Genomic DNA, 13,781 nt, shown 5'->3' on the forward strand with positions numbered 1-13,781 from the left:
TTTTGATCTGCTCGGGCGGAGTGAATCCGCCCGGCATCGAGGTTTTGCCTGTGGCAAAACGCTCGGACGCGCAAAGCGCGGGGGCGAATTCGGCCTTACATCTGGTCAGTGTCCAGCAGGATGGTCACGGGACCGTCATTCTGAGAATAAACCTGCATATCAGCGCCAAATCCCCCACAGGGCCACGGCCCTGCGGGGCCCCCGCATCTTTTGATCTGCTCGGGCGGAGTGAATCCGCCCGGCATCGAGGTTTTGCCTGTGGCAAAACGCTCGGACGCGCAAAGCGCGGGGGCGAATTCGGCGTTACATCTGGTCGGTGTCCAGCAGAATGGTCACAGGACCGTCATTCTGAGAATAAACCTGCATATCAGCGCCGAATTCGCCGTGCTGGACCTCAAAACCCCGTCCGGCGCACTCGGCCATGAACTTCTCGTACAGAGGGATGGCGATGTCCGGCTTGGCGGCCCCGGAGAAGCCGGGGCGGCGGGACTTGGTGTCGGCGTAGAGGGTGAACTGGCTCACCACCAGCAGGGAGCCCCCCACCGCCTCCAGGTTCAGGTTCATCTTCTCGTTCTCGTCCTCAAAAATACGCAGGCCGCACACCTTGTCGGCCATCTTGACGGCCTGGGCCTCGGTATCGCCGGGGGCCACCCCCAGCAGCACCAGGAAGCCCTGGCCGATCTCGCCGTTCACCTTGCCGTCGATGGTGACGGAGGCGTTCTTTACGCGGGTCACAACTGCACGCATAGTTTAAATTCCTTTCTCATTTACCGGTATTCACGGACAAACCCCTTGGCAAAAATGGGGTCGATATCGAACACCGCCTTGTCTCCGGCGGTACATTTCAGGTCGGTCACGTCCACAATGGTCTCGATGGCGCCGATGCCGCCAATGACCCTGGCCTTCTGGCCGTTGACCCGGACGGTAATCTGCCGCTGGGTGAGCCAGCGGCGGATGGCGTCCAGCAGGCCTCCCGCCCAGGGGCGGCCCATGCCGAAGCCGTTCTGGTACCCCACGGGGAGCACCGCCACCCGGGTGTTCTTCTTCAGGGGCGCGGGGGTGTTGCCTCCCACGATGTGGCCCTTGGGCACCCAGCGAGTCTCCTCCACCTTGACCTCGCCGTAGCCCACCCGGCGCAGGCCGTCTCCTCTGGCCCGGCGGCACCGGCCCATAAGGACGGTACCCGCCCGGACGCCGCCCAGCCGGGCGGCGGGGTGGTGCATCAGCACATAGGACCCGGCGGCGTGGACGGTGCCCGTCTCAAATCCGGCGGCGTGGATGGCCTCCACCGTTTTGGTGAACTCCTCCACCTGGGCCGCCAGTGCCTTGCCCTTGCGGCTCTTGGTGTACAGCTGGGTGCACACCCCGGACACGGCGATGCTGGACAGGTCCCGGAAGGTGGACAGGATCTTCTCCGGCTCGCTGGAAAGAAAGCCCCCGAAGCCCATGCCGGTGTCAATCTGGATGTGGGCCTCGGCAATGGTGGACCGGGCCTCTGCCACCCCGTTGAGGGCCATGCCGCTGTCATGGGAGCCCACGGTGCAGATCACGTTGAGATCCAGCAGCTGCTCCAGCTCCTCCCGGTCGGTGGTACAGCGGAGCATGAGGATCTCCTCCTCCACAAAGCCCGCCTTCCGCAGGGCGGCGGCCTCCGCCACCTCGGACACGGCGAAGCGGCCGATGCCCTCGGCCCGGATGGCCTTTGCCAGCTCCACCAGACCGGCTCCCTGGCCGTCTCCGGTGACCACGCCGTAGATCACGGCGCCCCCCGCCCGCTCCTTGACCACGGAGATATTATTCTTCAGTGCATCCCGCTCGATGACCAGGGTTTTCATGGCTCCGCCGCCTTTCCGTGGATAGTCCTTTCCATTATATACTCCCCGCCGAATCCAGTCAATGAAAAGGGGACAGGCCTTGTGTTTGAGTGCAAAAAGTGCTATGATTGAGTATTGATACAGACTTTTCGGGAGGAACCGTTTTGAACCGACAGACCACCAAAATTTCCCCCGCCGACGTGGAGCGTCAGCGGGACTTCTGCCAGAAACTCCATGAGCGCAACGCCGCCCGTCCCACCGCCCCGCTGGCCTTCGTGGACACCTACGGCTGCCAGCAGAACGAGGCCGACTCCGAGCGGCTGCGGGGCTACCTGCAGGAGATGGGCTACGACTTTACAAACAGCGAGGCCGAGGCCGATCTCATCCTCATCAATACCTGCGCCATCCGGGAACACGCCGAAATGCGGGTGCTGGGCAACGTGGGCGCGCTGGTCCACACCAAGCGGGCCAAGCCCAACCAGCTTATCTGCGTGTGCGGCTGCATGGCCCAGGAGCCCCACCGTGCCCAGAAGATCAAGGAGAGCTACCGGCAGGTGGACCTGGTGTTCGGGCCCCACGCTCTGTGGCGGTTCCCGGAGCTCTTGTACCGGCTGGTGACCCGCCGGGGCCGCATTTTCGACATCACCGACGAGCCCGGCTCCATCGCCGAGGGCATCCCGGTGGTGCGCCAGGACAAGGTGAAGGCCTGGGTGTCCATCATGTACGGCTGCAACAACTTCTGCACCTACTGCATCGTGCCCTACGTCCGGGGCCGGGAGCGCTCCCGCCAGCCGGAGATTATTCTGGAGGAGATCCGGGGCCTGGTGGCCGAGGGATACAAGGACATCACCCTGCTGGGCCAGAACGTCAACTCCTACGGCAAGGATCTGGACGCCCCCATGGACTTCGCGGACCTTTTGAAGGCGGCCTCCGAGATTCCCGGGGACTTCCTGCTGCGCTTTATGACCAGCCACCCCAAGGACGCCTCCCAGAAGCTCTTTGACACCATGGCGTCCTCCCCCAAGATCGCCCCCTGCTTCCACCTGCCCTTCCAGGCGGGCAGCGACCGGGTGCTGAAGGCCATGAACCGGGTGTATGACCGCTCGGGCTACCTGGACAAGGTGCGCCGGCTGAGAGAGGCCATCCCCGACGTGGTCATCACCTCCGACGTGATCGTGGGCTTCCCCGGGGAAACGGCGGAGGAATTCGAGCAGACCATGACCCTGCTGGACGAGGTGCGGTTTGACGCCCTCTTCACCTTTATTTATTCCCCCCGGGTGGGCACCCCCGCCGCCAAAATGGAGGACCCCGTCTCCAAGGAGGAGAAGGCGGCCTGGTTCCAGCGGCTGGTGGAGCGGCAGGACCAGATTTCCGAGGAAAAGCACGCGGCCTACATCGGCAAGACGGTGCGCTGCCTGGTGGACGGCACCGACGACAAGGGCCTCACCGCCCGCACCCCCGGCAACCGGCTGGTGCGCCTCACCGGGGACGAGTCCCTCATCGGCCAGTTTGTGGACGTGAAGATCACCGGGGCCAATAAGTGGTCTTTGATGGGGGAGAAGGCGGAGTAAAATACGGATTGCCACGCCAGTGCGCGCACTGGCTCGCAATGACAGGCAGGAGAACGGAGCCATGTATTACGTCTATATCCTGGCAAACGCCACCAATGTAGCCATTTACACCGGGGTAACCCGGGACCTGGTCCGCCGGGTCGCCCAGCACCGCGCCCATGCCGATCCCGCCAGCTATACCGCCCGTTATGATATTACAAAATTGGTCTATTTTGAGGCCACCCCATCCATCCAATCAGCCATTGCCCGAGAAAAGCAGATCAAATCCTGGTCCAGGAAACGAAAAAACGCCCTGGTCAACCGCCGGAATCCCGGATGGACTGATCTGTACCCCACACTATAGGGCCGTCATTGCGAGCCAGTGCGCACACTGGCGCGGCAATCCGTCCCTTTCCATTTCAATTATCATTTAGAAAAGGAGCGCCCGCCATGCCGTCCGAGCTGACCCCCATGATGCGCCAATATCTGAAAATGAAAGAGCTTCACCCGGACTGCATCCTCTTCTTCCGGCTGGGCGACTTCTATGAGATGTTCCAGGAGGACGCCAAGCTTGCCTCCAAGGAGCTGGATCTCACCCTCACCACCCGGGACCGGGGCAAGCCGGAGGATCAGCGCACCCCCATGTGCGGCGTGCCCTACCACAGTGCCGACGCCTACATCGCCCGGCTCATCGCCAAGGGCTACAAGGTGGCCATCTGTGAGCAGATGGAGGACCCCGCCCAAGCCCGCGGGCTGGTGGACCGGGATATCATCCGCATCGTCACCCCCGGCACCGTCATCGCCTCCTCCATGCTGGAGGAGGGCCGCAACAACTTCATCTGCGCCATCTACGAGGACTCCGCCGGGGCGGGGCTGTGCTTCTGCGACATCTCCACCGGCGAGATCTCCGTTACCTCCTTCACCGGCCCCGACGCCGCTGAGCACCTGTGCAACGAGCTGGGCCGCTTTGCCCCCCGGGAGGCCATGCTGTCCGATGGGGCCTACAGCGACGCCGCCCTGCTGGACTTTCTCACCAACAAACTGGACTGCCGGTGCGAAAACGGCGGGGAGGCCCGCTTCCGCCCCGACGCCGCCCGTACTCTGGTGGAGGAGCAGTTCACCAGCGGCCTGGACCAGCTGCCCCAGGGGGACGGCCACGCCCTCCAGGCGGTGGGGGGCCTTTTGAGTTACCTGTACGAGACCCAGAAGACCGACCTCTCCCACATCACCAGCCTGAGCTGGTATACCTCCGGTCAGTTCATGGAGCTGGACCTCACCGCCCGGCGCAATCTGGAGCTCACCGAGACTCTCCGCTCCAAGGAGAAGAAGGGCAGCCTCTTGTGGGTGTTGGACAAGACCCGCACCGCCATGGGCCACCGGCTCATCCGCACCTGGATGGAGCGGCCCCTGCTCTCTCCCGGCGCCATCAGCCGCCGGCTGGGGGCGGTGGAGGAGCTGGTGGGCGACCCCATCGGCCGGGACGAGCTGAAAAACACCCTGCGGGAGGTCACCGATCTGGAGCGGCTCATCGGCCGCATCGTGTACGGCACCGCGGGGGGGCGGGACCTGGCCGCCCTGGCCGCCGGCCTGGGCAGGCTGCCCCGTCTGCGGGAGCTGCTCTCCCCCTACTCCGGGGCCCTGCTCACCTCCCTGTCCGCCGCCCTGGACGACCTGCCTGACCTGCGGGAGCTGATCTGCTCCGCCATTGTGGACGAGCCCCCCTTCTCCGTCCGGGAGGGCGGCTTTATCCGGGCGGGCTATAACGCCGAGGTGGACCGGCTGCGGGACATCCTCACCAACGGCAAGGACCTGGTGGCCGCCGTGGAGGCCCGGGAGAAGGAAAAGACCGGCATCAAGAGCCTGAAGGTGGGCTTCAACAAGGTATTCGGTTACTACATCGAGGTATCCAAGTCCTACTACGATCAGGTGCCCGAGGATTACATCCGCAAGCAGACCCTGGTCAACTGCGAGCGGTTCATCACCCAGGAGCTGAAGGACCTGGAGCACGAGATCCTGTCCGCCCAGGACCGGGTCACCGCCCTGGAGTATCAGCTGTTCTGCGACCTGCGGCAGCAGGCCGCCGCCCGGGTGGGGGACATCCAGCGCTCCGCCGCCGCCGTGGCCCAGGTGGACGTGCTGGCCTCCTTTGCCGCCGTGGCCGCCGAGAACGGCTACTGCCGCCCGGAGGTGGACCTGTCCGACACCATCGACATCTCCGAGGGCCGCCATCCCGTGGTGGAAAAAATGCTGAAAAACGCTCTCTTTGTCCCCAACGACACCCGGATGGACGGAAAAGACAACACGGTGGCCATCATCACCGGCCCCAACATGGCAGGTAAGTCCACCTATATGCGGCAGGTGGCCCTCATCGTCCTGATGGCTCAGATGGGCTCCTTTGTCCCCGCCCACTCGGCCCGCATCGGCATCGTGGACCGGGTGTTCACCCGCATCGGAGCCAGCGACGACCTGTCCGCCGGTCAGTCCACCTTCATGGTGGAGATGACTGAGGTGGCGGAACTCTTAAAAAACGCCACCAGCAAAAGCCTGCTCATCCTGGACGAGATCGGCCGGGGCACCTCTACCTACGACGGTATGTCCATCGCCCGTGCGGTGCTGGAGTACTGCGCCGACAAGAAAAAGCTGGGGGCCAAGACCCTCTTTGCCACCCACTACCATGAGATCACCGCCCTGGAGGGGGTCATCCCCGGGGTAAAGAACTACAACATCGCCGCCAAGAAGAAGGGGGACGACATTCTCTTCCTGCGGAAGATCGTCCCCGGCGGGGCCGACCAGAGCTACGGCATTGAAGTGGCCAAGCTGGCCGGGGTGCCCGACAAGGTCATCACCCGGGCCCGCCACATCCTGAAGGAGCTGGAGGCAGGTGGGGTCCAGACTCCCCAGGCCCCGGCGGCTCCGGCCACCGGCCAGATGTCCCTGCTGGACATGGGGGGCGGAGAGGTGGTCCGGCGGCTCCAGGCCGTGGATCTCAACACCCTCACCCCCATCGAGGCCATGAACCTGCTCTTTGAATTGAAGCAGCTGGTATAAAACCAACCACAAAAAAGGAGGAACACACCATGCTCACCGGACGGCGCCGCCCCTGGCGGCCCCAGATCACCCGGGCCGAATGTTACCGGGGCTGGGTCTTTTTCGCCCTGTATGTGTTTCTCTTCCCCTGGCTCATGGGCTGGGTCCAGCGCTCCTATCAGGGGGAGTTTCCGGTGGCCGAGGCCAACGTGGTGTACTACCTCATCATTGCTTCTCTCACCTTTCTGGTGTTCTGGTCCTTCCTGAGAACCGGCTTCCGGCTGCTGCTGGACTGGCTGCCGGAGAACCTGTTCGCCTTTGTCACCGGCCTGGTGGGGGCCGAGGTGCTCTCCTTCCTGGTGGACCTCATCCCCCTGCCGGTGCAGAACCCCAACCTGATGAGCTACCCCGAGCAATACTACTTCGCCCCCACCGCCACCGTCTTTATCCTGGTGGTACTCATGCCCCTGGTGGAGGAGCCCCTGTTCCGTGGTCTGCTCTTCGGCTCGGTCCGCAATTACAGCCGGCCCCTGGGCTATGTGCTGTCGGTGATCCTCTACTCCTTCTACTGCGCCGTCCAGTTTGTGTATGCCTTTGGGACCCTGGACCTGCGGTACCTGCTGCTGATGATCCAGTATGCCCCCATGGCCCTGGCGCTGGCCTGGTGCTATGACCGGGGCGGCTCCATCTGGAGCGCCGTCGCCCTGCATATGACCCTCAACGGGTTTACGTTGCTGGGGGCGCTGCACTGATCCCGCGGAGTGCCGGGTGCGCCGCCCCTGCATTCATCCATTCCTCCGTTTAGAAAGCAGGTATTTCTATGCCTCATATCCAACAACTTGACTCCCATGTAGCCGACCTGATCGCCGCCGGCGAGGTGGTGGAGCGGCCCGCCTCCGTGGTGAAGGAGCTGATGGAAAACGCCATCGACGCCGGAGCGGACAAGCTGACGGTGGAGATCCAGCACGGGGGCATGACCCTGATCCGGGTCACCGACAATGGCTGCGGCATTGCCGCCGATGAGGCCCCCACCGCCTTCCTGCGTCACGCCACCAGCAAGCTGCGTACCGAGTATGACCTGGAGGCCATCGGCACCCTGGGCTTCCGGGGCGAAGCTCTGGCCGCCATCTCCGCCGTGTCCCGGATGGAACTGCTCACCCGCACCGCCGACGCCCCCCTGGGCACCGCCCTCTCTCTGGAGGCGGGGGTGGTGGTAAGTCAGGAGGAGGCGGGCTGTCCCCAGGGCACCACCATGGTGGTGAAGGATCTGTTCTACAACACCCCCGCCCGGCTCAAGTTCATGAAGAAGGACTCCGCCGAGAGCGCCGCCTGCTTCGCCATGATCCAGCGGCTGGCCCTGTCCCACCCGGAGGTGAGCATCAAGTTCCTCCGGGACGGCAAGCAGGACCTGCTCACCCCCGGCGACGGCCAGCTGAAATCGGCGTTGTACGCCGTGCTGGGCCGGGATCTGGCCCTGGGCTTCACCCCGGTGAAGGGCTCCGGGGAGGATATGACGGTCACCGGCTTTGTGTCTCTGCCCACCTGCTGCCGGGGCACCCGGGGCTATCAGCACTTCTTCGTCAACGGCCGGTATGTAAAGAGCCGCACCATGATGGCCGCCCTGGAGGAGGCCTATGCCAACCAGAAGATGGTGGGCAAGTTCCCCGGCTGCGTGCTCCACCTGACCACCAGGCTCAACGCTGTGGACGTGAACGTCCACCCTACCAAGCAGGAGGTCAAGTTCGGCAGCGAGAAAAAGGTATTTGACGCGGTGTATTACGCCGTAAAGTCCACCCTGGAGGCCGACCGGTCCCGGCCCTCCGCCCTGGCGGACAGCCCCCGGCTGGCTCCCAAGGCAGCTCAGGACACGGTGACCCCTCACCAGACCACCTTCCGCACCATGACGGCGGAGCAATTCCGCAAGACGGCGGACAAACCCGCCCCGTCTCTGCCTCTCCACGATATTGCCGCCCGGCCTGCCCAAACCGCTCAACCTGTGCGGGCGGCCGCGGGGGTGGCCCCTGTGGCTCCGGAACGGCCTGTTCCAACCATCCAGCCTGTACGGCCTGAGTCCAAACCGGTCCCCACCCCTACCGTTCAATCCGTAGGAGCCAATGCCCACATTGGTCCGTCCAAAACCACCCCGCCTGTGGATGTGGCCCCCGAAGTCCCGCGGGCGACCGCAAGGGTCGCCCCTACGGTGGTCGAAAAGGAACCCGTTCCCACCATCCCCCCTGTGGAACCCCAGACTCCCATCCAGCCCGAGCCAGAAGAAACACCCTGGCGGATGGCCGGGGAGGTGCTCAACACCTACATCATCGTGGAGCAGGGGGACAAGGTGCTCCTTATCGACAAGCACGCCGCCCATGAGCGGATGAACTTCGACCGGCTGAAGGCGGCGGGGTACACCCCCATGGTCCAGACCCTGCTCACCCCGGTGGTATTCACCCCTCCGGCGGAGGAGGGGGCCGCCCTGCTGGCCCAGCTGCCCCTGCTGGAGCGCTTCGGCTTTGAGGCGGAGGACTTCGGCGGCGGAGCTATCATCGTCCGCACCGCCCCCGACGATGTGGACGCCGCCGCCATTCCCGACGTGCTGCTGGAGCTGGCGGGCAGGCTCATCACCTGCGGCACCGCCGACCCGGACAGCGCCCGGGACGCCCTCCTCCACACCATGGCCTGCAAGGCGGCCATCAAGGGGGGCCAGAAAAACGGGGAGGCCGAGCTGCTCAAGGTAGCTAAAGCTGTCATGGCGGGGGAAGTGAAATATTGTCCCCATGGCCGCCCGGTGGCCATTGAGCTGACCCGCAGCCAGATCGAAAAGCGGTTCGGACGGGTATAACTCCCCGGGAAATGTGGTCCCTTCCCCAGCATTCGACAAAACCTTTCCAGTAATTGGTATATATTGGATGCATCTCAGAGAAAAAGGAGTGCATCCAAATGCAAAAGACACCCAACCTGCAAGACCTGTTCCTGCTCCGCGCCCGGCGGACCCGGGCCAACGTCACCACCTTTTTGATGAACGGCTATCAGCTGAAAGGCCAGATCGTGGGCTATGACGCCTTTGTGGTGGTACTTATGACGGGGGACAAGCAGCAGGTGATCTACAAGCACGCCATCTCCACCATCGTGCCCGAACGGGCCATCTCTCTGGAGCGGGAGGAGCGCGGCGACTGATCAAAGGAGCGCCTATGAAGCAAGGTTCTTTGAATTCCCGCATCGTGATGCTGCTCGTACTGGCGGGGGTACTCATTTCCATCGGAGTCTCCGCCTTCAGCAGCCTGCGGGAGCTCTATCCCACGGTGCTGGCCTATACCTACACCGTCAGCGACAGCGTGGAGGCCACCGGCTTTCTGGTCCGGGAGGAGAGTGTCCTCACCGGCCAGGGCGGCACGGTGGAGGTCCTCCCCGAGGAGGGGGAGAAGGTAAGCCGGGGTGAGACCGTGGCCCTGCTCTACCAGAGCGACGCCGGACTCACCCAGCGGGAAACCCTCCAGCAGCTGCTGCTGGAGCAGGAGCAGCTGGAATATGCCCTGGCCCAGACCGGCGGCAGCGGCGACTCCGCCCAGCTCAGCGACCGGGTGGCCGACGCCATTGCCAATCTCCGGGGGGCTTCCGCCTCCGGCGACCTCACCGGTCTGGAGAGCCAGACCATGGAGCTGAAGAGCCTGATTTATAAGCGCAGCTATACCTTTGATGCGGAGGGGGAGGACTCCACCGCCGCTCTCCAGGCCTCGTTGGACGACGTGAAGGCCCAGATCCAGTCTTTGACCGCCCAGGCCTCCCAGAGCACCAGCCGGGTCACCGCCGCCCAGTCGGGCATTTTCTCCGGTCTGGTGGACGGATACGAGAGCCTTATCACCCCCGCTATGATGGAGACCCTTACCCCGGCCCAGCTGAAGGACCTGTCCAACCAGAAGCCGGCGGAGGATACCTCCGCCATTGGCAAGCTCATCACCAATTCCACCTGGTACTTTGCCTGCACCCTGCCGGAGGCGGACGCCGAGCGGCTGGTGGAGGGCCGCAGCATCACCGTCCGCTTTTCCCGGGACTGGTCCGGCGAGGTGGACATGAAGGTGGAGCGGCTGGGGGGCCCGGTGGACGGGCAGGTGGTGGTGGTACTGTCCACCGACAAGTTCCTGTCCGACACCACCCTGCTGCGGCGGCAGACGGTGGAGCTGGTCTTTGAGACCACCTCCGGCATCCGCCTGCCCAAGGAGGCCCTGCGGGTGGAGCAGCAGACCGTCACCGACAGCGAGACCGGCGAGGAGTCCCAGGTATCGGTCACCGGCGTGTATGCCCTGGTGGGCCAGTGTGCCGAGTTCAAGCCGGTATCCATCCTGGCCGAGGAGGACAACTACATCCTGGTCACCGCTGCCGATACCTCCACCACCACGGCAGCCAAAAAGGCCCTGCGGGCGGGAGACCAGATCATCATCTCCTCCGGCGAGCTCTATGACGGCAAGGTCATCGATTAGTTTGGACGATCCCTCTGCGCACCAGACGCGCAGGCGGTTTTGCCTTATTTATGTGTGTATTTTTTGGAGGTGCCTATTATGTCCCTGGAAGAGAAAGTAGCGCAGGTCAAGGCCAACATCGCCGCCGCGGCCCGGGAAGTGGGCCGTGACCCGTCCGAGATCACCCTGGTGGCCGCCACCAAGGTCCAAACCTCGGATACCATCCGGCAGGCCATTGCCGCCGGTATCACCATCTGCGGAGAGAACCGGGTGCAGGAGATGACCGCCCACCTGGACGACGACGCCTATGCCGGGGCCGCCCTCCATTTCATCGGCCATCTGCAGACCAACAAGGTCAAGCAGGTGGTGGGCCGGGTGGATCTCATCGAGTCGGTAGGCTCGGAGCATCTGCTGGACGCCATCGAGGCCCAGGCCGCCAAGCTGGACCTGATCCAGGACATTCTGCTGGAGATCAACATCGGCGGGGAGGAGTCCAAAAGCGGCATTTCTCCCGACGAGCTGCCCGCTCTGGCCCAGAAGGCGGCCGCCTGTCCCCATGTGAATCTGCGGGGACTGATGGCCATTCCACCGGTGGCCGAGGGACCCGACGGAAACCGGCCCTTTTTTGCGAAAATGCGTCAGCTTTTTGTTGACATAAGAGACAAGATGTCGGATAATGGAATCACAATCGACTGTCTTTCTATGGGAATGAGCGGCGATTACGAGGACGCCGTCCGCGAGGGCGCCACCCTGGTGCGCGTAGGCACCGCCCTGTTCGGCCCCCGCCCTCCCATGCATAAAGCTTGATATGATTCAGGAGGTAACCGAATATGGGATTGTTTGATGAACTGCGGCGGCTGGCCCGCCCCTACGAGGACGAGCCCGAGGACGACTACGAGGACGACTTCGAGCCTGTCTCCCGCAGTGAGCGGATGGACCGCACCGGCGGCGACCGGCTGGAGCGCAAGAGCGCCAAGAGCCAGGCCGCTCAGGAGTCCACCGGCAGCCTCTATTCTCTGGATAACGAGCGCCGCAGCAACAAGGTGGTCAACATCCACACCACCACCCAGCTGCAGGTGGTGCTGGTAAAGCCCGAGCGCTTTGAGAACGCCAGCGAGATTGCCGACCACCTGCGGGAGAAGCGCACCGTGGTCCTCAACCTGGAGTCCACCAACAAGGATATCGCCCGCCGCCTGCTGGACTTCCTGTCCGGCGTGGCCTACGCCAACGAGGGCAAGATCAAGAAGGTGGCTATCTCCACCTACATCATCACGCCCTACAATGTGGATATTCTGGGTGATCTCATCGACGAGCTGGAGAACAACGGGCTGTATTTCTAACATAGCCGCCGGGCCCCGCCGCAGGCGGGACGGCGGTTACGCCGTTCAAGCGTTTTGCGCAGCAAAACCTTGATGCCGGGCGAATTCAGTTCGCCCGTGCAGATATAAAATCGGGGTTCCCGCACAATGCGCAGCATCGGGTGGGGCGGCCATCTCCACCTACATCATCACGCCCTACAACGTGGACATTCTGGGTGATCTCATTGATGAGTTAGAAAATAACGGGCTGTATTTCTAACATAGCCGCCGGGCCCCGCCGCAGGTGGGGCGGCGGTTACGCCGTTCAAGCGTTTTGCGCAGCAAAACCTTGATGCCGGGCGAATTCAGTTCGCCCGTGCAGATATAAAATCGGGGTTCCCGCACGATGCGCAGCATCGGGTGGGGCTAAGACACAAAAAATCAGGGGGAATCAACCTATGCTTACGCCGCAGGAAGTTTCGGAACACGCCTTTACCAAGGCGTTTAACGGATATAATATGTCGATGGTGGACGAATTTCTGGATATCCTGACGGCGGATTACACCACCCTCTACAAGGAAAACGCCACCCTGAAGGCCAAGATGAAGGTGCTGGTGGAAAAGGTGGAGGAGTACCGCTCCACCGAGGACGCCATGCGCAAGGCCCTGATGACCGCTCAGAAGATGGCGGACGACCTGGTAGCCGAGGCCGAGAGCAAGCGCAACCAGCTGATGCAGAACGCCGAGGCCGATGCCAAGGCCCGTATGGCCGAGCTGCAGCAGGCCATTCGGGACGAGCAGATGCGTCTGGCCGCCGCCCAGCAGTCCACCGCCGCCTATGTGGGCAAGCTGAAGGAGCTCCATCAGCACGAGATGGATTTCCTCAGCGGCCTGTCCAAGCTGACCGCCGCCGCCCCTGTGTCCATTGACCCGGTGGGGGACACCGCCCGGGACATTGAGGAGAACGTGGAGCGGATCATCCAGAAGGAGCAGGAGGAGGACACCACCGACCTGTCCGCCCCCGAGGGCGCCAAGGAGAGCAGCCTGTACGACGAGCTGATGGAGCTCAGCGGCCGGAAGGCTCCCGCCGCCGCCCCTGCGGAGGAGGACGAGGACGACGTGGTGGAGGAGCCCACCCGCCGCATCGACTTTGACAACCTGCAGTTCGGCAAGGACTACGAGATCCGCTGAACCGCTGACAAACCATGACGGAAGGCGCCGCGGTTTTCCGCGGCGCCTCCTTTTTATCTGGAGGTATAACCATGCACTATCTGCACACCACCCTTTACGTCACCGATCTGGAGGCTTCCGTCTCCTTTCTGGAGAATTGGACCGGGCTGAAGGTCCTCCGCCGGTTCTCCATGGGCGACGCCCACTTTGCCTTCCTCTCCGGCGGGGAGGGGGAGACCGCTGTGGAGCTGATCCAGGGCGCCGGCCACTCTGACGTCCGCTATGCCGGTCTGTCCCTGGGCTTCGCCGTGGCCGACCTGGACGGGGAGCGGGCCCGTGCGGAGGCCGCCGGGCTGAACCCCAGCCCCATCCGTGAGCCCCATCCGGGGGTCCGCTTCTGTTTCCTCACCGGTCCGGACGGACTTACCGTTCAGCTGATGCAAAAGGGGTAAAACCCCTTGACAGAAGC

General features: G+C 63.6%; 13 protein-coding genes and 1 pseudogene. 12 read left to right on the forward strand and 2 right to left on the reverse strand.

Annotation, left to right across the window (positions count from 1 at the left end):
- Positions 1 to 303: 303 nt before the first annotated feature.
- Together dtd and B5G06_RS09880 are read right to left on the reverse strand one after the other, a co-directional pair.
- Positions 304 to 747 carry a D-aminoacyl-tRNA deacylase gene (gene dtd, locus B5G06_RS09875; protein ID WP_087188909.1) on the reverse strand — a complete coding sequence of 148 codons (444 nt, stop codon included), beginning with the start codon at positions 745 to 747 and terminating at the stop codon, positions 304 to 306.
- Between the two features lie 20 nt (positions 748 to 767).
- A complete protein-coding gene (locus B5G06_RS09880) occupies positions 768 to 1,835 on the reverse strand; it encodes an alanine racemase (protein ID WP_087188910.1) in 1,068 nt (355 codons plus the stop codon).
- A gap of 143 nt (positions 1,836 to 1,978) precedes the next feature.
- Here B5G06_RS09880 and miaB point away from each other — a divergent pair, with 143 nt between their 5' ends.
- The 12 genes and pseudogenes from miaB to B5G06_RS09940 all read left to right on the forward strand — a co-directional run bounded on the left by miaB (position 1,979) and on the right by B5G06_RS09940 (position 13,764).
- Positions 1,979 to 3,385 (forward strand): tRNA (N6-isopentenyl adenosine(37)-C2)-methylthiotransferase MiaB, encoded by a 1,407-nt coding sequence (miaB, locus tag B5G06_RS09885; RefSeq protein WP_087188911.1) that lies wholly within the window; start codon positions 1,979 to 1,981, stop codon positions 3,383 to 3,385.
- A gap of 61 nt (positions 3,386 to 3,446) precedes the next feature.
- Positions 3,447 to 3,728, forward strand: coding sequence for a GIY-YIG nuclease family protein (locus B5G06_RS09890; protein WP_087188912.1), 282 nt, complete (start codon positions 3,447 to 3,449; stop codon positions 3,726 to 3,728).
- Positions 3,729 to 3,814: 86 nt separating this feature from the next.
- The gene (gene mutS / locus B5G06_RS09895; RefSeq protein ID WP_087188913.1) at positions 3,815 to 6,412 is read left to right on the forward strand and encodes a DNA mismatch repair protein MutS; all 2,598 of its coding nucleotides are present in this window, start codon (positions 3,815 to 3,817) and stop codon (positions 6,410 to 6,412) included.
- A 29-nt stretch (positions 6,413 to 6,441) separates the two neighbouring features.
- A complete protein-coding gene (locus B5G06_RS09900; protein WP_087188914.1) occupies positions 6,442 to 7,143 on the forward strand; it encodes a CPBP family intramembrane glutamic endopeptidase in 702 nt (233 codons plus the stop codon).
- 68 nt (positions 7,144 to 7,211) lie between these two features.
- A complete protein-coding gene (mutL, locus tag B5G06_RS09905; RefSeq protein WP_087188915.1) occupies positions 7,212 to 9,230 on the forward strand; it encodes a DNA mismatch repair endonuclease MutL in 2,019 nt (672 codons plus the stop codon).
- 98 nt (positions 9,231 to 9,328) lie between these two features.
- Positions 9,329 to 9,565 carry an RNA chaperone Hfq gene (gene hfq, locus B5G06_RS09910; protein WP_087188916.1) on the forward strand — a complete coding sequence of 79 codons (237 nt, stop codon included), beginning with the start codon at positions 9,329 to 9,331 and terminating at the stop codon, positions 9,563 to 9,565.
- A gap of 14 nt (positions 9,566 to 9,579) precedes the next feature.
- Positions 9,580 to 10,866, forward strand: a complete 1,287-nt coding sequence (locus B5G06_RS09915; RefSeq protein ID WP_087188917.1) for an HlyD family efflux transporter periplasmic adaptor subunit — start codon at positions 9,580 to 9,582, stop codon at positions 10,864 to 10,866.
- 78 nt (positions 10,867 to 10,944) lie between these two features.
- A complete protein-coding gene (locus tag B5G06_RS09920) occupies positions 10,945 to 11,652 on the forward strand; it encodes a YggS family pyridoxal phosphate-dependent enzyme (protein ID WP_087188918.1) in 708 nt (235 codons plus the stop codon).
- A gap of 23 nt (positions 11,653 to 11,675) precedes the next feature.
- Positions 11,676 to 12,185, forward strand: a complete 510-nt coding sequence (locus B5G06_RS09925; RefSeq protein WP_087188919.1) for a cell division protein SepF — start codon at positions 11,676 to 11,678, stop codon at positions 12,183 to 12,185.
- Positions 12,186 to 12,333: 148 nt separating this feature from the next.
- A pseudogene (locus B5G06_RS14400) lies at positions 12,334 to 12,423 on the forward strand (cell division protein SepF); the annotation flags it as partial.
- A gap of 178 nt (positions 12,424 to 12,601) precedes the next feature.
- On the forward strand, positions 12,602 to 13,333 hold the full coding sequence (locus B5G06_RS09935; protein ID WP_087188920.1) for a DivIVA domain-containing protein: 732 nt from the start codon (positions 12,602 to 12,604) through the stop codon (positions 13,331 to 13,333).
- Between the two features lie 71 nt (positions 13,334 to 13,404).
- The gene (locus B5G06_RS09940) at positions 13,405 to 13,764 is read left to right on the forward strand and encodes a VOC family protein (protein ID WP_158094691.1); all 360 of its coding nucleotides are present in this window, start codon (positions 13,405 to 13,407) and stop codon (positions 13,762 to 13,764) included.
- Positions 13,765 to 13,781 lie beyond the last annotated feature (17 nt).

Origin of the sequence: Flavonifractor sp. An52, assembly GCF_002159385.1 — a bacterium.
In the GTDB taxonomy this organism is placed as follows: domain Bacteria; phylum Bacillota; class Clostridia; order Oscillospirales; family Oscillospiraceae; genus Flavonifractor; species Flavonifractor avicola.

Excerpts from the sequence above, each read along its gene's own strand:
- dtd (WP_087188909.1), bottom strand. The coding sequence starts at position 747 with ATGCGTGCAGTTGTGACCCGCGTAAAGAACGCCTCCGTCACCATCGAC.
- B5G06_RS09880 (WP_087188910.1), bottom strand. The coding sequence starts at position 1,835 with ATGAAAACCCTGGTCATCGAGCGGGATGCACTGAAGAATAATATCTCC.
- B5G06_RS09890 (WP_087188912.1), top strand. The coding sequence starts at position 3,447 with ATGTATTACGTCTATATCCTGGCAAACGCCACCAATGTAGCCATTTAC.
- mutS (WP_087188913.1), top strand. The coding sequence starts at position 3,815 with ATGCCGTCCGAGCTGACCCCCATGATGCGCCAATATCTGAAAATGAAA.
- B5G06_RS09900 (WP_087188914.1), top strand. The coding sequence starts at position 6,442 with ATGCTCACCGGACGGCGCCGCCCCTGGCGGCCCCAGATCACCCGGGCC.
- mutL (WP_087188915.1), top strand. The coding sequence starts at position 7,212 with ATGCCTCATATCCAACAACTTGACTCCCATGTAGCCGACCTGATCGCC.
- hfq (WP_087188916.1), top strand. The coding sequence starts at position 9,329 with ATGCAAAAGACACCCAACCTGCAAGACCTGTTCCTGCTCCGCGCCCGG.
- B5G06_RS09915 (WP_087188917.1), top strand. The coding sequence starts at position 9,580 with ATGAAGCAAGGTTCTTTGAATTCCCGCATCGTGATGCTGCTCGTACTG.
- B5G06_RS09920 (WP_087188918.1), top strand. The coding sequence starts at position 10,945 with ATGTCCCTGGAAGAGAAAGTAGCGCAGGTCAAGGCCAACATCGCCGCC.
- B5G06_RS09925 (WP_087188919.1), top strand. The coding sequence starts at position 11,676 with ATGGGATTGTTTGATGAACTGCGGCGGCTGGCCCGCCCCTACGAGGAC.
- B5G06_RS09935 (WP_087188920.1), top strand. The coding sequence starts at position 12,602 with ATGCTTACGCCGCAGGAAGTTTCGGAACACGCCTTTACCAAGGCGTTT.
- B5G06_RS09940 (WP_158094691.1), top strand. The coding sequence starts at position 13,405 with ATGCACTATCTGCACACCACCCTTTACGTCACCGATCTGGAGGCTTCC.